This is a genomic window from Rhizobium sp. AAP116 (assembly GCF_001295785.1).
Taxonomy (GTDB): Bacteria; Pseudomonadota; Alphaproteobacteria; order Rhizobiales; family Rhizobiaceae; genus Allorhizobium.
This window is the reverse complement of the sequence record NZ_LJIB01000028.1, coordinates 19,674-35,800: the sequence shown is the minus strand read 5'-3', so window position 1 is coordinate 35,800 and position 16,127 is coordinate 19,674. Positions and strand designations below refer to the sequence as shown.

General features: G+C 62.4%; 15 protein-coding genes and 1 tRNA gene. 11 read left to right on the top strand and 5 right to left on the bottom strand.

The features are described 5' to 3' along the window. The first annotated feature begins 38 nt into the window (after nucleotides 1-38). Complete coding sequence (locus IP85_RS17495; RefSeq protein ID WP_054150962.1) at nucleotides 39-287, top strand: hypothetical protein; 249 nt, start codon at nucleotides 39-41, stop codon at nucleotides 285-287. A gap of 93 nt (nucleotides 288-380) precedes the next feature. Here the strand turns inward: IP85_RS17495 and IP85_RS17490 are convergent, their stop codons facing one another. Further along, a complete protein-coding gene (locus IP85_RS17490) occupies nucleotides 381-812 on the bottom strand; it encodes an Rrf2 family transcriptional regulator (protein ID WP_054150961.1) in 432 nt (143 codons plus the stop codon). Between the two features lie 222 nt (nucleotides 813-1,034). On the opposite strand from IP85_RS17490, the gene IP85_RS17485 reads away from it, so the two are divergent. The 5 genes from IP85_RS17485 to IP85_RS17465 all read left to right on the top strand — a co-directional run bounded on the left by IP85_RS17485 (nucleotide 1,035) and on the right by IP85_RS17465 (nucleotide 6,987). Beyond that, nucleotides 1,035-1,781, top strand: coding sequence for a phosphoadenylyl-sulfate reductase (locus IP85_RS17485; RefSeq protein WP_054150964.1), 747 nt, complete (start codon nucleotides 1,035-1,037; stop codon nucleotides 1,779-1,781). 210 nt (nucleotides 1,782-1,991) lie between these two features. After that, complete coding sequence (gene cysD, locus IP85_RS17480) at nucleotides 1,992-2,948, top strand: sulfate adenylyltransferase subunit CysD (RefSeq protein WP_054150960.1); 957 nt, start codon at nucleotides 1,992-1,994, stop codon at nucleotides 2,946-2,948. Between the two features lies 1 nt (nucleotide 2,949). Then, the gene (gene cysN, locus IP85_RS17475; protein ID WP_054150959.1) at nucleotides 2,950-4,428 is read left to right on the top strand and encodes a sulfate adenylyltransferase subunit CysN; all 1,479 of its coding nucleotides are present in this window, start codon (nucleotides 2,950-2,952) and stop codon (nucleotides 4,426-4,428) included. A 143-nt stretch (nucleotides 4,429-4,571) separates the two neighbouring features. Continuing rightward, nucleotides 4,572-5,480, top strand: a complete 909-nt coding sequence (locus IP85_RS17470; RefSeq protein WP_082347786.1) for a B12-binding domain-containing protein — start codon at nucleotides 4,572-4,574, stop codon at nucleotides 5,478-5,480. Nucleotides 5,481-5,736: 256 nt separating this feature from the next. After that, on the top strand, nucleotides 5,737-6,987 hold the full coding sequence (locus IP85_RS17465) for a methyl-accepting chemotaxis protein (protein ID WP_245280896.1): 1,251 nt from the start codon (nucleotides 5,737-5,739) through the stop codon (nucleotides 6,985-6,987). A 39-nt stretch (nucleotides 6,988-7,026) separates the two neighbouring features. On the opposite strand, the gene IP85_RS17460 is transcribed toward IP85_RS17465, so the two are convergent. Together IP85_RS17460 and IP85_RS17455 are read right to left on the bottom strand one after the other, a co-directional pair. Further along, nucleotides 7,027-8,073 (bottom strand): LacI family DNA-binding transcriptional regulator, encoded by a 1,047-nt coding sequence (locus IP85_RS17460; protein ID WP_245280895.1) that lies wholly within the window; start codon nucleotides 8,071-8,073, stop codon nucleotides 7,027-7,029. Nucleotides 8,074-8,351: 278 nt separating this feature from the next. Further along, nucleotides 8,352-8,428, bottom strand: a tRNA-Pro gene (locus IP85_RS17455). 337 nt (nucleotides 8,429-8,765) lie between these two features. Between IP85_RS17455 and IP85_RS17450 the strand changes: the two genes are divergently transcribed. Together IP85_RS17450 and IP85_RS17445 are read left to right on the top strand one after the other, a co-directional pair. Then, nucleotides 8,766-9,185: a hypothetical protein gene (locus IP85_RS17450; protein WP_054150956.1), complete on the top strand. Its 420-nt coding sequence runs from the start codon at nucleotides 8,766-8,768 to the stop codon at nucleotides 9,183-9,185. Between the two features lie 449 nt (nucleotides 9,186-9,634). Further along, nucleotides 9,635-9,895: a hypothetical protein gene (locus IP85_RS17445; protein WP_040300825.1), complete on the top strand. Its 261-nt coding sequence runs from the start codon at nucleotides 9,635-9,637 to the stop codon at nucleotides 9,893-9,895. A gap of 42 nt (nucleotides 9,896-9,937) precedes the next feature. Here the strand turns inward: IP85_RS17445 and IP85_RS17440 are convergent, their stop codons facing one another. Together IP85_RS17440 and IP85_RS17435 are read right to left on the bottom strand one after the other, a co-directional pair. Beyond that, a complete protein-coding gene (locus IP85_RS17440) occupies nucleotides 9,938-10,726 on the bottom strand; it encodes a PhnD/SsuA/transferrin family substrate-binding protein (RefSeq protein WP_054150954.1) in 789 nt (262 codons plus the stop codon). A 35-nt stretch (nucleotides 10,727-10,761) separates the two neighbouring features. Continuing rightward, nucleotides 10,762-11,685, bottom strand: a complete 924-nt coding sequence (locus IP85_RS17435) for a fatty acid desaturase (RefSeq protein ID WP_054150953.1) — start codon at nucleotides 11,683-11,685, stop codon at nucleotides 10,762-10,764. 276 nt (nucleotides 11,686-11,961) lie between these two features. Between IP85_RS17435 and IP85_RS17430 the strand changes: the two genes are divergently transcribed. The 3 genes from IP85_RS17430 to IP85_RS17420 all read left to right on the top strand — a co-directional run bounded on the left by IP85_RS17430 (nucleotide 11,962) and on the right by IP85_RS17420 (nucleotide 16,092). Beyond that, nucleotides 11,962-12,477, top strand: coding sequence for a sigma-70 family RNA polymerase sigma factor (locus IP85_RS17430; protein WP_054150952.1), 516 nt, complete (start codon nucleotides 11,962-11,964; stop codon nucleotides 12,475-12,477). A gap of 172 nt (nucleotides 12,478-12,649) precedes the next feature. Next, complete coding sequence (locus IP85_RS17425) at nucleotides 12,650-13,657, top strand: FecR family protein (RefSeq protein WP_054150951.1); 1,008 nt, start codon at nucleotides 12,650-12,652, stop codon at nucleotides 13,655-13,657. A gap of 140 nt (nucleotides 13,658-13,797) precedes the next feature. Beyond that, nucleotides 13,798-16,092, top strand: coding sequence for a TonB-dependent receptor (locus IP85_RS17420; RefSeq protein ID WP_054150950.1), 2,295 nt, complete (start codon nucleotides 13,798-13,800; stop codon nucleotides 16,090-16,092). Nucleotides 16,093-16,127: the final 35 nt, after the last annotated feature.

Genomic DNA, 16,127 nt, shown 5'->3' with positions numbered 1-16,127 from the left:
TGAGCCGCCGCCAACCCAACGCACAAAGGAATATAACCATGAAGACCATCATCTCTGCAGCCCTGATCACCCTCGCAGCCGGTTCGGCAGCCTTCGCTTCCGTCCAGCCGATTCCGGGCTCGATCACCTATGACAACGCAAACGTTCAGCTGGAAAAGGCACCTGTTGGTTCGACCTTCTTCCACACCTTCGCAAACGGTGACGGCCGCGACGTTCGCGAAGTTTACAAGGTCAATGCCGACAAGTCGGTGACCCTCGTCACCCGCACAGTTTCCAACGCTTCCTGATCCAAGGGTGCGTGGTGGGCCTCGGGGCATCAGTCCCGGGGCCTTTTTTTTGCGTCTGTAGGATTGGTGCGCGGCGCCCGAGGCTCGTCCCGGTCAATGGGGAGGTTCGCTGACCTCGCCTGCGGCATCTGCAAGGCTCGTCGAGAGCAGCACGGCCCGGGTTTCATCGGCGACACGCGCGAAGACGCGGCGGATCTCGCAATCGTTTTCGCCGTCGCAATCCTCGCAGCGGCGATAGGCTGTCAGTGACAGGCAGGGCAGAGGTGCCACCGGACCATCGATCAGGCGCAGCACTTCGCCATAGGTGATGTCGTTGGCCGGGCGCAGCAGGAGATAGCCGCCCTGCTTGCCACGCCGGCTTTCGACCATGCCGCCGCGCTTCAGGTCGAGCATGATCTGCTCGAGGAATTTCTTCGGGATCTTTTGTTTGTCGGCAATATCAGGGATCTGGATCGGCTCGCCCGGCTCGGCGCGGGCGAGAAGCGTCAGCGCCCTTAGCGCATATTTGGCTTTCTGTGTGATCATCGAGCGTCAAAGTCTGCCAGAACCGGTGCCACAAACATGGGTCCGGCCATAGCGTAATTTGCCATGGCATTCCATGGATCATTTGAGCCCTGCGGCACGAATTGCCGCGATATCGGCGCGCAAGAGAGATATTTGCTCTTTGTCTCCGCCTCGGCGCATGTCGATTTCTGTCCGTCCCCCCGCTCATGCCGGATAATGGCACCACTGAGCAGGGACCCTATGATGACCATCAACACCTCCGCAGATCTGGCCAGGGCACTGGACCAGCAACTCGCATCGGCAGACCTCACCGAACGCCTGCGTATCGTTTCAGCTCTCGATGGCCGCGCCGTCTTCACCACGTCGCTCGGCATCGAGGACCAGGTGATCACGGCGGCGATCGGGCTTGGCCAGCTGCCGATCGATGTCTCGACGCTGGAGACGGGGCGACTTTTCAAGGAGACGGTCGAGTTGATCGCCGAGACTGAAGAACGCTTCGGGATTTCGATCAAGCGCTTTTATCCGCGCCAGGACGATATCGACGCCTATGCGGCAAAGTTCGGGTTGAACGGCTTTTACGAAAGCGTCGAAGCCCGCCATGCCTGCTGTCATGTGCGCAAGCTGGTGCCTTTGGCGGAGGCGCTCACCGGCGCCCGCTTCTGGATCACCGGCTTGCGCCGCTCCCAGTCCGGCAACCGTGCGGCCACGCCCTTTGCCGAATATGACGCCGAGCGCGACCTGATCAAGGTGAACCCGCTGGCCGACTGGTCGCTCGACGACATCAACGCTTACGTCGAGACCGAGAGCGTGCCGGTCAACCCGCTGCATGCCAGAGGTTACCCCTCGATCGGCTGTGAACCCTGCACCCGGGCGATCAAGCCCGGCGAGCCGGAGCGCGCCGGGCGCTGGTGGTGGGAGAATGACGAGAAGCGGGAATGCGGGCTGCACGTTCCGGAGGCGGCAGCGTCTTCGGTGCCGACGCCGGCTTGAACAACTGAATGCCCTTGGATTTGCCCCTCATCCCCCTGCCGGGACCTTCTCCCCGCAAGCGGGGAGAAGGGGATAGCCGCAGACGGCGCCACAAGGCTCTTCTCCCCGTTCACGGGGAGAAGGTGGCGGCAGCTCAGGCGCAACTTGTTGCGCCGGGGATGAGGGGCAACCCCAAAAGACACATGCGGGCGGAAGCTCAAAGGAAGAAAAATGCACGTACACACATCCGAATTTGATCCGCATTCCAAGGATCCCGTCACCAAGCCGCCGCTTGATCCGCATCTGAAGGCGCTGGAGAATGAGGCCATCTATATCTTCCGCGAAGTGGCGGCCGAGTTCGAAAAGCCGGTCATGCTCTATTCGATCGGCAAGGATAGTTCGGTGCTCTTGCATCTGGCGCGCAAGGCCTTCTTCCCCGGCCGCGTGCCCTTCCCGCTGTTGCACATCGACACCGGCTGGAAATTCCCCGAGATGATCGCGTTTCGCGATGCGACTGCTGAGAAGTTCGATCTCGACCTGATCGTGCACACCAATCCGCGCGGCAAGCAAGAAGGCATCGGCCCATTCAGCCATGGCTCGTCCTATCATACCGACGTGATGAAGACGGAAGCGCTGCGCCAGGCGCTCGATGCCGGCAAGTATGACGCGGCCTTTGGCGGCGCGCGCCGCGACGAGGAAGCGAGCCGAGCCAAGGAGCGCATCTATTCCTTCCGCACGCCCGACCACAAATGGGATCCGCGCAACCAGCGTCCGGAACTCTGGAACATCTATAACGGCATGATCCGCCGGGGTGAAAGCGTGCGCGCCTTCCCGCTGTCGAACTGGACCGAAGTCGACATCTGGCGCTACATCCAGGCCGAAAACATCGAGCTGCCGCCGCTCTACTATGCGAAGAGCCAAAAGTATGTGGAGCGCGACGGCATGCTGATGTGGGCGGAAGATCCCCGCTTCGAGCCGCTGCCGGGCGAACAGATCCAGGAAGGAAACCTACGCTTCCGCACGCTCGGTTGCTGGCCGCTGACCGGCGGCATCCGCTCCAATGCGACCACCCTCGACGAGGTAATCGCCGAACTCGAAATCGCCACCGTCTCCGAACGCCAGGGCCGCGCCATCGACCGCGACCAGTCCGGCTCGATGGAAAAGAAGAAGCGCGAAGGATATTTCTGAGATGACCGCAGCTGCCAATACCGCCCTCGCCTCCGAGGCAACCCAAACCGAAGCCGCACCCGTCATCCGCGACTCGCGTCCCCTTCGCCTGATCACCTGCGGCTCCGTCGATGACGGCAAGTCGACGCTGATCGGTCGCCTGCTCTGGGATACCAAGGCCGTCAAGGAAGACCAGGCGGCGACGCTGCGCCGCGATTCCGGGAGCCAAAACGATCTCGGCCTGCCCGACTTCGCGCTGCTGCTCGACGGTCTGCAGGCCGAACGCGAACAGGGCATCACCATCGATGTCGCCTATCGCTATTTCGCCACCGATCGCCGCTCCTTCATCGTGGCCGACACCCCCGGCCATGAGCAGTATACCCGCAACATGGCAACCGGCGCCTCGACGGCGGATCTTGCGATCCTTCTGGTTGACGCCCGCGCCGGCCTGCTCGAACAGACCCGCCGCCATGCCACCATCGCCTCGCTGATGGGCATCAAGCAGTTCGTGCTGGCGGTGAACAAGTTCGACCTCGTCTCATACGACAAGGCCGTGTTCGACCAGATCAGCACCGAGTTCAAGGCTCTGGCGCTGACGCTCGGCGTGCGCCAGGTGACCGCGATCCCGATGTCGGCGCTGAAGGGCGAGAACGTCGTCTATTCCGGCCGCTCGGTGATCCCGTGGTACGAAGGCCCGACACTGGTCGAGACGCTTGAACTCGCCACGTTGCGCTCCGGCCAGTCGACCGGCTTCCGCCTGCCCGTCCAGCGCGTCTCGCGTCCGGGCGAGAGCTTCCGTGGCTATCAGGGCACGGTTGCCGGCGGTGCGGTGAAGCCCGGCGACAGTGTCGCCATCCTTCCATCCGGGCAGATCGCCAACGTCAAGCAGATTGTCACCTTCGACCTCGTGCGCAATGCCGCCGTTTCAGGCGATGCGATCACGCTGGTGCTCGACCGGCAGGTGGACGTGGCGCGTGGCGACATGATCGTTTCGCTCGACGCCCAGCCGCAGACGGGGCTTGCCTTCGACGCACAGATCGTCGCCCTGCAGCCGGATGGCATCGTGCCGGGTAAGCGCTACTGGCTGAAAGCCGGCTCGCGGCGCCAGCGCGTGCAGGTCCAGCCTGTGCAGCAGCTCGACCTCAAGTCCGGCAAGTGGCAGGCGGCCGAGATGCTGCAGATGAACGCGATCGGCAAGGTGCAGCTTGCCTTCGACGAAACCGCGATCTTCGATCCTTATGAGCTCAACCGCGGCACCGGCGCCTTCATCCTGATCGATCCTGATACCAACAACACGGTGGCCGGCGGCATGATTAGCGCCAAGCGCACCGAACTTAGCGGGCTCAACGCCCATGAGGGGCGCGTGATCCTGTCGCTGCCGGCAGATCTTGCAGAACAGCTGCTGGCAACCGAATTGCTCGCCAGCCGCCGCGACGAAGTCGAGACACGCCGTGTCACGACGAGCGCCGCCCGTCAGCTGCTGGATGATATCGACGGCTGACAGGCAGACCAGGCCACACGGTCGCACCGATACCGAACGGCTCGCCTTGCGCGGGCCGTTTGCGTTTCAAGTCGCGACAGCCAGCCCGCTTTCCTTCCTGAAATGCCACGCTAATATGTGCTGCAAATCAGCTAGGGGTGGGCATGCATCGCAACAGGCAGCAGGAGAGGGAAGTGCTGATTGGCCTGGCCGAAACACTTGCCACGAGCGGGATCTCGAAACTGCTGCTGCATGCCTGGGAGCGGCGCTATGGACTTGAGCCTACGGAGCGCAGCCCCACGGGACGGCGTTTCTACACCCGCGAACAGGTGGAACGGCTACGGCTGTTGAAGACCTGCAGCGACGGCGGCCACCGGATCAGCTCGCTCGTGCCATTGTCCAACGAGGCCTTGTCGCGGCTCGAATGCGAACTGGCGGGCCGGCGAACCATTTCGGAGATCATCGAAGCGATAAAGGACATGGACAGTGATCGTCTGCAGGCGCTCTTGCAGGCACGCGCTGAAACCGAAGCGCCCGAAGATTTCATTCGCGTCACCGCGCTGCCGCTGATGCGCGAAGTCGGCTCGAAATGGGCCGCCGGCGAGGTCTCGATCGCGGCGGAGCATATGACGACAGCGTATATCAAGCGCGTCCTCGGCGGGCTCTTCGACCGATGTCCGATGCCGTCACCTGACGCGCCGCGCCTGATCGCCACGACCCCGGAAAAGGAAGATCACGACGTCGGAGCGCTGGTCGTGACCCTGCTCGCGCGGCTCAGGGGCTGGAACGCGCTGTTTCTCGGCGCGAGCCTGCCGGCCAGAGACATCGCCGATGCGGCCCGTCGGCGTGAGGTCGTCTGCGTCTGCCTGAGTGCGCTTGTCGGACGCAGGGCGACTTTGCAGCTCCATCTCGAGACGCTGCGATCGTCGCTTTCGCCCTATATCGACATCTGGATCGGCGGCGCGGCCTACGGGAACCTCCCTCCGATCACCGGCGTCTCCTTCATGTCGAACATGGATGTCTTCCTGGAGGCGCTGGCAACGGCGGCCCCGGCCCTTCAAAAGGCTGAGTGAGCGCACTCGTCAATCTCGCCTCGGGTTCCCCTCGTTGTGGCTCCTGTTCGCGACAGTACGCGTTGGTAGTTCTTCGCTGGTCCTCCGACCTGTCATCCCCTGCCCCGTCCGCGCCGCTTCAAGGCTTGCTCGGCCCAGGGCACTACAAAAAATCGCATGAAAGGTAGACAGGGCGCTTGTATTTTAGCTCTTCATTTATTTCTTGCATGCATTTTTTCCGCCTCTAATTTTCGCGGATGCGCTGCAGGCCAATGTCATGGTCGCGGACGCCAATCTCAACGTCACCTATATGAACCCTGCGGTCATGGACCTGCTGAAGGAAGCCGAAGCCGACCTGAAGAAGGAGTTGCCGAAGTTCAGTGTTGCGACCCTGATCGGCAGCAATATCGACGTCTTCCACAAGAACCCCTCGCATCAGCGCAACATGCTGGCCGCGCTGAAGAACCGCCACAGCGCAACGATCACCGTCGGCACCCGGGTGTTCGACCTGCTCGTCACGCCGTTGAAGCATGGCGCGAAAACGGTCGGGTTCGTGGTCGAATGGGCCGACGCAAAGGCACGTCTTCTGAATGTCGACTATGCGGCCCAGATCGCGGCGATCTCCCGCTCCCAGGCGATCATCGAATTGTCTGTCGATGGCAAGATCATGAGCGTCAATCAGAACTTCTTCAACATGATGGGCTATTCGCCGACGGAAATCATCGGACAGCATCACAGCATGCTCGTCGACAAGCCGCATGCAAATTCCGAGGACGACAAGACGTTCTGGCAGAGGCTGCGTGATGGCCAATATATCGCCGCCGAATTCCCGCGCATGATGAAGGACGGCAAGAAGGTGATCATGTCCGCCTCCTACAATCCGATCCTCGACATCCATGGCAAGGTGGTGAAGGTGGTCAAGTTCGCGACCGACGCGACGGCACGCGTCCGGACCGTGAGCTCGCTCAGGGACGCGCTGAAGCGGCTCTGTTCCGGTGACTTCGGCTTCCAGCTGACCGAGCCGTTTGCCGACGAGATCGCCTTCCAGACCAACCTGCTGGCGCTGAATGCCGGCGTCGAGGCAGCGCGCGCCGGTGAAGCCGGCCGTGGATTTGCCGTCGTTGCCCAGGAAGTTCGCGAGCTCGCACAACGTTCGGCAAAGGCGGCGAAGGAGATCAAGGATCTCATCCAGAACTCGGCAAGCGAGGTGGCCTCAGGGGTCAAGCTGGTCAGCGATACCGGTGGGGCACTGAAATCGATCAGTCAGCTCATCGTCGAGATCAACGACCATGTCGTTGCCATTTCGACGGCGGCGCGCGAACAGTCGTCCGGTCTGGTCGAGGTCAACAGCGCCGTGAACGGCATGGACCAGATGACCCGGCAGAACGCGGCGATGGTCGAGGAAAGCAGTGCTGCCGCCTCGACGCTGTCGACGGAAACACACAAGCTGCGCGGCATGATCGGGCAGTTCAATCTCGGCAACCAGCAGTCCGGCGCGGCTTCCTTCCGGATGAACCGGGCCGCCTGAGCGGCTCAGACACACGTGCCCGCGCGGCCGACCCTGGTGTCATCCGTCGCGGGCCGTCGATCCGCGCGACACGAGCTGGTAGCCGAGATCGACGACCTTTGCCGGATAGGCGCCCGATCCGGAGGCGCGGATGATCATGTCCACGGCACGATAGCCGATCTCGTAACGGGGAACGCGCACCGACGTGATCGCCGGGAAGGCAAAGCCGGCATATTCGAGATCGTTGAAGCCGCAGATGCCGAAATCATCGGGGACGCCGAGACCGCGCCTCTGGCATTCGAACAACGCGCCGAGCGCAATGTCGTCATTGTGGCAAAAGGCGGCATCGGCATCCGGAAACTCGCTCCTCAGCCGATCCAGCAAATGACAGCCGAGACCAACGCTCGTGCTGCTGTCGATCGAGAGCACGAGGGCCGGATCATAAAGCCCGGCTTCCTCCAGCACGGCCTGAAAGCCCTCCTGTCGGCGCCGGGCACGAAAATCCCAGGCCCCCCCCAGCATGGCAATGCGTCTGTAGCCCTTCGCCAGCAGATGCCGCGTCGCCGTCTCTGCGGCCAGACGGTGGTCGATCCCAACCGCCATATCCGTCGGCTGACGGCTGATATCCATGATCTCGACAACGGGGCACGGCGCGCGACGCAGGAGATCGTCGATCGCGGGGTCGCCGATCTGGCCGACATGGATGAGGCCGGCGGGGTTCTGTGACATGAAGAAGCGCAGCTGGTGCAGCTGATCTTCGCTGTCGCTGTCTGCGCTGGCATATTGAATGCGCAGATCGGAGGGACGAACGCGATCTTCGATACCGCGGATCAGGGCGAGGAAGGCGTGGCTGGTCAGGCCGGGCGAGAGCACGCCAACGAGACCGCTGTTCTTGCTGGCAAGGGCACGGGCCGCGAGATCGGGCACGTAGCCCATCTCTTCGACAACCTTGAGGATCGTGTCCCGCAGTTGCGGCGAGACCTTTTCGGGATCGCGCAAGGCGCGGGAGACGGTGATCGCGCTGACACCGGCCCTTTGGGCCACATCCGATAGGGTCACCTTGTACTGGCGCTGACGACGTTTTCTCGTCCCTGGGATCACGCTCACCCGACCATCCCGATTGCAATCAATGGTGGCATTTTCAGCCGGGCCGATCCCTGCCTGCGTCGCCGAATACAATTCAAGATAGACTAATCTGCGTTCCTCAGCAATGACTTACTGAGGCAATCCCCATCTGGGAGCGAAATGGGAGATGCGTATCCACTACCACTGTTTGCAGGATATACAACTTGACCGGGCTAGAGATACAGCAAGCCGACGCCGCACATCGTCTACTGGGCAGCCTATTATGGGGGACAAGCGGGGGAAATTTCGGGAAATCAAACTGGTCGGAGTGGAGTGATTCGAACACTCGACCCCCACGTCCCGAACGTGGTGCGCTACCAGACTGCGCTACACTCCGTGACCAGCGGCGCTTCTATAGACCAGCGATTTTCGTTGCACAAGCAGGGAAACGCAAAAAGCGGCGAGAAAGTTGAAGTTTTCGTGACGTGAACTTCATGCTGCTGAATTCATTGGCTTAATTGTCGATGATCGACAGCTGTCCGCAAGGCTGCGGGGATCGTCTGGCGCTGGAGCGGCGCGCCGTTGCGGGCAAGTCACCGTCGTAAAAATTGCGTCGCACAAGGAGCCACGACCATTTCGTCCGTGCCGGTTTCGCAGTAAAGCAGGTGTGGGCCGAATGCGCCCGGCGGCATGGCGCCGACGACGGCCCTCATGGGGTTCAAGGGACAGTGACAATGAATTTGCTGAAAAGCACGACGACGGGATTGATCGCAGCGCTTTGCCTGGCTGCTGCAGGCTGCACGACGGTGGGTGGAGCACCGACGAACGAGATCGAAACGCGCTGGAACGGCCAACAGGCAGGCGCCTTCTTCGCCAAGTTCGGACCGCCCGTCTCGGATGCGGCCTCCGGTTCGGCGACGCTCTATACCTGGCGCGGTGGCTTCAAGACCCGGGTCGTGCCGGCGACATACGAGGATCTCGGCGACGGCAAGAGGGGCAAGCTTCTCACCCGCGCGCGCACCGAATATCTGCGCTGCGAGGTCCAGCTCACGGTCTCTTCCGACTATATCATCCGCAGCGTTCGCACGGTCGTCGACCGGCCGGGCACAAATGGCGGCAAGAGCTATTGCGCGGAATTCCTGACGGCAAGCTGATACCCCCCGCGCGCTTCAGAAAATGGAAAAGCCTCCCGCCAGCATGGCGTGGAGGCTTTTTGTTTCCAGGTCCGGTCCAACCGGACGGGCTTCGTGGCATGCGCCGTGCACCAATCGCCGCCGGGGCCTCATGCCCTCTGAACACCCGGTCTATGGCGTGCGCGGGAGGACGCCGTGGATGACGCCCTCCCCGATACGCAATACAGAAACCGAGCGCTTCGCGACGCACTACCTTGGTGGAAGCGCATTCTTTATAGGGAGATCAAGGTTAACAGTTACCTTACAACCGGCAGAATTTATGGTTAATTTTCAGTGACCTAGCCGCCAAGAGAAATGCCGCGCCCGCGGGGCTCCGCTCCCTTGCAAAAAGCCTTGAAAACCAGGGGCAGCAGCGTTTCGTGATCATGTGCGCACTTGACGATGTTCTTGTTTTGTTCAAGATCGCAGTCATGACCCAGACGATCGATACCCTTGGAAAAGCGCTTCGCCACAACATGCTGGTGGTTGCCACCTGTCGTGAATGTCAGAACCAGGGTCGGTTTCTGGCCAAGGATCTCGCCAGCTTCTACGGCCACGGCCGCGACCCGTTCTCGCTCAAGTTCCGCTGCAAGCAGTGCGACACGCGAAACTGCAAGATCACCCTGATGGACAACCCTTACGACCGCACGCCGGAGACCATCGTCTGGCGCCCGGTCAAGGTGAAGCTGTAAGTTAAGGGGTCTTTCCGACCTGCCACAGTTTTGGAAGGAAGCCTAACGCAGATCCGGATAGCCCGCTGCGATCGCTGCCTGTTCATGCGCGAGCAGGATGTCGTAGGCGCTCTCGTGCAGCACGACCACCTCCTTAAGCCCAAGCGTCTGACGGACACCTCCGAGTTCGGGTGCAGCGATGGCGGCCTTCAGTGCGGCGCGGAGCAAGGCGATCTCATGATCCGAGGCAGACAGCCTGGTGATGAAAGGCAGATTGGGTCCGCGTGGGGTTTCAGTGAGGATGACAAGGCCTTCGATCTCTTCCGGGGCATGGCGGCGCAGGAGATCATAGGTGATGCAGTCGATCGCCGCGAGATCGGCCTGACCATTTCGCACGGCCTCGATGCTCGCGAGATGGCCGCCGGTCTCGAGGATGTCGGCGAAGAAGGCGCGACCGCCGGCATGCGGGGCAATTGCCGCGCGCAGCAGATTGTAGCCGGAATTGCTGCCGGTTTCGTTGATCGCAGTCCTCAGTCCCCGGCAGGCCGCAAGGTCTGTTGGTGCGCCCCTCTCGCGGGCGACGATGAAACTGCACATGTCAGCGCCGGAGCAGCCCGGGGCCTCGTAGACCGGGGTGGCGACAAGCCGGACACTGCCCTTCAGATGTTTGACGAAGGGGAAGCCGCAGGTCTGGGCAAGCACGAGGCGCGGATCGAGCCAGGCCTCGTGGTGGGGCAAGGCCTCGTCCAGGATCTCGGGCAGGCCGGCCATGCCTGCACTGCGCAGATGGTCGCGCAGGAAGGCCCAGAGCACCCGCTGCGCCTCCGCCACCACGGATGGCGCGACATACATCCGAAGGCTTACGAGCCTGGTGTCAGAGGCCGCTGTCAGGAGTGCCTCGGATGGGTCGGGCGGTCGTGTTGCCGGAAGAGGAAACGGCGCGCGACATCGAAATAGCCGCGATAGACCAGACCACCGTTCAGCCGCACGAGGAAATCGCGGTGGCGCTCATAGATGCCGGGGAGCATGTACCAGGGCAGCGCCGGCACGCGGTGATGCAGCACATGCAGGTTGTTGTAGAGGAAGAGCAGGCCGAAGAGCGGGCTTTTCTCGACGATCGCCGTGCGCTCCTCGTGATTGTCGGCAAAGCGGTGTTCGGCATAGGAGCGCAGACGAGACAGCGCCGTGCCGCAATAGACGAAGCCGAAGAAGAAGAGCAGGAAAGGCATGTCGCAGACGACGAGCACCCACCAGAGCACGATGGCCACACCGACACCATGCCAGGCCCAGAGGCGCCGGCTGTCGCCCTCGCCGCGGATCACCTTGATCGCCTCATGCCAGAGGAAGGAGGCGAGGATGATGGCCGGACCAACCGTCAGGCGGCCGATCAGGGTCAGATTGAACTCCCGCAGCGTGCGACCAGCCCAGCCGAAGCGGTCCCAGTCCTTGGCGGTGAAGTAATAGGATTCCGGATCCTCGATCGGATCGGTCAGATGCTCGTCGCGGTGATGGGCGAGATGGCTTGCCTTGTAGACATGATAGGGCAGCCACAGCGAAATCGGCGGGACGCCGATCGCATCATTGATCAGGTCGTGGCGGGTCGGATGATGGTGGATCACCTCATGCTGCAGCGACCCGTGCCAGGCAATCAACCAGGCTCCCAATGGCACGAGGATCAGAAGCGGAATGTCGCGCCAGAAATAAGTGAGGGCGATAAATCCCCCGTAGATCAAAAAGGCCAATGCGACGGTCGGCCATTCGATGCGCGCAATGCGCGGTATTACGATCTCACCCTCGGCAAGATGTGCCATGCAGTCCCCATAGACGAATCCCCTATGGACGTTCAGAGTAACTGTGTCCTTGCAGGCCTGATAGAATAAAAGCGGCAGAAAATGACGCGATATGATCACAAAGCGGCGGAAATCGGCAAAAAGCGCAGATCCAGCCTCGGCGGGCGACTCCTTTGATGGGTTGCGAGCAAGTCAACCGCATCCCGACATCTCCCGCGATTGAAACCATCTGGTGAATGGGATAAGCGAAAGCTTCATTCCATACTCAGATTTTAATCCGGTGACATCGAACGCCCCATGGCTGCAGAAACCAAGAGCCATCTTGAGGTTTTCCTCGAGAACAGAACGGCCCTGGTGAGCTATGCCGCCCGGCTTCTGGGTTCGCGTGACCAGGCGGAAGACATCGTGCAGGATGCCTTTCTGCGGTTGAAGCCGGAGGATGGCGTCGGCTATGCGCCGCGCCAGATCCTCGCCTATCTCTACAGCATCGTGCGCAATCTCGCCTTCGATCAGTTGAAGCGGCGCAATGTCGAGACGCGCGGGCGCGATATCGATCCGCCCTTCTGGATCCTGCCGCAAGATCCGGGCTCGCCCGAAGAGACGGTTCTTTTTGCCGACCAGGCCCGCGTCGCCCGTGAGGCGCTGGAGGGGCTGCCTGCGGATATGCGCCGGGCGATCGAACTTTACCGCATCGAAGGCTGGACGCTGGAGGCGATTGCGGGCGAACTCGGGATCTCGGTTGCGACCGCCCATCGGCTGATCCGCAGCGGCATGGTCAAGATCGCGCTCTCCATGGATCGGGCGAGCCATTGATGGGGGCGACACGGAAAAATGCCGGGGGCAAGATGAAAAAAAGCAGGGCGTCGATCGTATCTTCAATAGGCACGGAGAAGTGTGCGATAGGCGCTGCCATGTCGCGCGGAGGCGGCGGAACACTTGCAGTCGTCGCACAACACGAACGCAGCAGTCAGGGAACGGTCGGCCGGTGAGCGTCACGGATCATCCACAGCAGCAGCAGGAGCGGCTTCTCGACGAGGCGATGGACTGGCTGATGCGCCTCAACGAGGCACCGACCGACGCGGCGCTGATCGCTGCCTGGGACGACTGGCTGCAGGCCTCGGAGGCCCATGCCGGCGCCTGGGCCCGGATCTGTCGCACCTGGGCGGCCCTGGGCGACATGCCGACTGCCGCGCCTGAAGCCGTTCCGCCGGTCATCGATGCCGTTCCAAACCGGTCCGCTCACCCTCAAGGCTGGCGCGTCTCGCGCCGCAGCCTCAGTATCGTCTCCGCCAGCTTGATGTCTGCGGCACTGGTCGCCGTTCTCGTTGCTCCTACCCTCCAGATGCGCTTCGAGGCAGATTTCCGCACAGGGGTCGGCGAGACGCAGATCGTGACACTGGCGGATGGCTCCAAGGTGACGCTCGCTCCGGAAACGGCGTTGGCCGAGGACTTCGATGGCGGCGCGCGGCATGTCCGGCTGCTCTCCGGCGAGGCCTTTTTCGAGGTGGAGCGCGATAGCGCCCGCCCCTTTGTCGTTGCGGCACCGGATGTATCGGTCCGGGTGCTCGGCACAGCCTTCAGCGTGCGCGACACCGGTCATGGCACGCGCGTGGAGCTGGCGCATGGGGCGATCGCGCTGACGCCGGATAAGGCAGAAGCCGGCGCCGAACTGACACTGCAACCCGGTGACGTGGTCAACGTCGAGCGTGCCGATGGCAAGACGGAGCGGAGCCAGGTCGACCCCGCCGACATCGCGCTCTGGCGGACGGGTCAGCTAGCCGTCACCGACCAGCCGCTGGGCGAGGTCGTGGCGCTCATCCAGCGCCAACATGCCGGCTGGATCGTCATGCCCGAGAGCGACATTGCCGCTCTCCGAGTGACCGGCCTCTATGATCTCAGCGACCCCGACAAGGCGCTGATGGCGCTTGTCGCACCCTTCGGGCTGCAGATCCGCAAGGCCTCGCCCTATCTGCGGATCATCTCCAGCCGATAATTTTTTCGTTCAATATCAATCCACTAAATGGACTTAGGCATACCAGACGCAAAAAATTCGGACGATCCTGAAAAACTTGTCTGAATTACTCGTATTTTCATCTAAGCAGAGCCGAGATCGGTTTCTGCATGGGAATGAGTATGCGTTCGACGAGACTGCCCGCGAAGCAGGACGCCTTGATCAGCGCGGCGTGGCGCCGCCGGCTGACGGCGACCGCTTGCGCGCTTACGCTTCTGGCGGGGGCCTCCAGCCTGCCTGTGGCGGCGCAGACGGCGGCCGGTAGCGAGACCGTGCAGGCTTATGACATTCCGGCACAGCCACTTGCGAACGCATTGCGCGCCTTTGGGCAGCAGTCCGGGCTGCAGGTGTCGCTCGCCGCGGAGCTTGCCCGCCACACGCGCTCGGTCGCCGTCTCCGGCGCCCTGACGATGGACACGGCGCTCGCGCAAATGCTCACCGGAACCGGCCTTGCCTATCGCATCGACAATGGCGTCGTCGTTATCGGCGACATGTCGCCCGCCCTGCCCGGCGATATCTCCGCGACGGATGGTTCGACCGTGATCGACGAGATCAAGGTCACGGATCGGCGGATCCAAGGCGGCATCAGCACAGTCACTGTTGACGCCGAAGCGCTTGCGGAGCGCAATCCGTCCGACATGGCCGATGTCTTCCGCGACACGGCAGGCGTCAGCGTCGGCAGCTCGATCGCGACCTCGCAGAAGGTCTTCGTCAACGGCCTCGAAGAGACGACACTTGCCGTCACCATCGACGGCAGCCGGCAGAACAACCGCGTCTTCCACCACAATGCCACCAACCTGATCGACCCCGCGCTGTTGCGCAGCGTCACCATCGATGCTGGCATCGCGCCGGCCGATGCCGGTCCCGGCGCACTCACCGGCTCGATCGCCTATGAGACCCGGACCGTGAAGGACCTTCTGTCCGAGGATGGTTTCGGCGGACTGGTGTCGGAGACCTATGACAGCAACGCCGAGACCTTCACCACCGGGCTCGGCGGCTGGGCGATGCAGGACGGTTTCGAGTTCCTTGGTTTCCTGAACTACGGCAGGGGCGAGAACTATCATGCCGGCAATGGCGAGGAGGTCCGCGGCACCGCGACCAACCTTTTGAGCGGGCTTGGCAAATTCGCCTACGAAGCAGAGAGCGGCGAGCGTTTCGAAATCAGCCACGAGCGGATCCGCGACGATGCGGAGCGGCCATTCCGTGCCAATGCCAGCGTGGTCACAACCGGCCGAGCCTGGGAACCCCGCACCCGAAACTACAGGCTCGACCGGGACAACACCGTCTTCACCTTCAGCGACACGACGCCCGAAGCCTGGTGGGACCCGTTGTTGCGGCTCGCCTATAGTCACAGCGCGGTCGAAACGCCTGTTTATTTCGATGACGGCAGCGGAAACCCGGCTTCCTATGCGGGCCGGGGCGCAAGCGGAAGCCTGAACGGACGCGTGCAGAACAGGTTCGCGCTGGAGGATGGCGATCTGGTTGCCGGTCTCGATTTCTACAGCGACCGGATCGAGCTCGATACGGCACGCGACGCGGAAGACGCGGCGGAGACGGCCCGGAATATCGGGCTCTACGCCCAGGCCCGTATCGAACCCTTCGAGGCCACGCGGCTATCCTTCGGCGGGCGGGCCGACCGGCAATGGTTCGAGGGCACCACGGGCCAGACATGGGATCATGCGGGGCTGAGCGGCAATGCCGCGATCGAATATGACCTGACGCGCTTCCTCACGGCAAAAGCCGGCGCCTCGCATGTCTGGGCCGGCATTCCGCTGGCGGAAGCCTTCATCATGAACCCCGGCTGGACCTATGGCGCGGCAGGGCCGGAGGTGACGACCGCCGACAACCTGATGGCCGGCCTCGAATTCCATCACGATGGCTTAACGGCGGAAGCGAGCCTTTTCCGCAGTCGCATCCACAATGCCCGCGTTGCGAAATTCGCGGTCGCGCTGGGCAATCAGAATCACGAGGTGGAGACTGATGGCTTCGAGCTTGCGGCGGGCTACGACTGGATCGACGGCTTCATCAAGGTCAAATATGCGCATGTCGATGCGGAGATCGACGGCCGGCCGGCGGATTCCGATACCGGCAATTACCTGACCACGCCGGTTGGCGACATCATCGTGCTTTCGGCGGGCCACAGCTTTGCTGACTGGGGTCTGACCATCGGCGGCGATGTCGAAATCGCGCCGGAATACACTTCCGGGGACGCGACCTACCGGTCCTATGAGGTCGTAAACCTCTTTGGCGAATGGAGCCCTGAGAGCCTGCCGCACATGACCCTTCGCGCGGAGGTGCAGAACCTCCTGAACGAGACCTATGCCAGCCGCGCAACCTACGGCCAGGAGTTCGGCAATGTGACGCCGCTGCATGAGAAGGGGCGAAGCTTCCTTCTCTCCGTCAAGGCGACCTTCTGACAACAAGACCGCATCGCGCCTGAAGGCGCGGGGCT

Excerpts from the sequence above, each read along its gene's own strand:
- IP85_RS17465 (WP_245280896.1), top strand. The coding sequence starts at position 5,737 with ATGGTCGCGGACGCCAATCTCAACGTCACCTATATGAACCCTGCGGTC.
- IP85_RS17420 (WP_054150950.1), top strand. The coding sequence starts at position 13,798 with ATGCGTTCGACGAGACTGCCCGCGAAGCAGGACGCCTTGATCAGCGCG.
- IP85_RS17450 (WP_054150956.1), top strand. The coding sequence starts at position 8,766 with ATGAATTTGCTGAAAAGCACGACGACGGGATTGATCGCAGCGCTTTGC.
- cysD (WP_054150960.1), top strand. The coding sequence starts at position 1,992 with ATGCACGTACACACATCCGAATTTGATCCGCATTCCAAGGATCCCGTC.
- IP85_RS17445 (WP_040300825.1), top strand. The coding sequence starts at position 9,635 with ATGACCCAGACGATCGATACCCTTGGAAAAGCGCTTCGCCACAACATG.
- IP85_RS17495 (WP_054150962.1), top strand. The coding sequence starts at position 39 with ATGAAGACCATCATCTCTGCAGCCCTGATCACCCTCGCAGCCGGTTCG.
- IP85_RS17490 (WP_054150961.1), bottom strand. The coding sequence starts at position 812 with ATGATCACACAGAAAGCCAAATATGCGCTAAGGGCGCTGACGCTTCTC.
- IP85_RS17470 (WP_082347786.1), top strand. The coding sequence starts at position 4,572 with ATGCATCGCAACAGGCAGCAGGAGAGGGAAGTGCTGATTGGCCTGGCC.
- IP85_RS17430 (WP_054150952.1), top strand. The coding sequence starts at position 11,962 with ATGGCTGCAGAAACCAAGAGCCATCTTGAGGTTTTCCTCGAGAACAGA.
- IP85_RS17440 (WP_054150954.1), bottom strand. The coding sequence starts at position 10,726 with ATGTATGTCGCGCCATCCGTGGTGGCGGAGGCGCAGCGGGTGCTCTGG.
- IP85_RS17435 (WP_054150953.1), bottom strand. The coding sequence starts at position 11,685 with ATGGCACATCTTGCCGAGGGTGAGATCGTAATACCGCGCATTGCGCGC.
- cysN (WP_054150959.1), top strand. The coding sequence starts at position 2,950 with ATGACCGCAGCTGCCAATACCGCCCTCGCCTCCGAGGCAACCCAAACC.
- IP85_RS17485 (WP_054150964.1), top strand. The coding sequence starts at position 1,035 with ATGACCATCAACACCTCCGCAGATCTGGCCAGGGCACTGGACCAGCAA.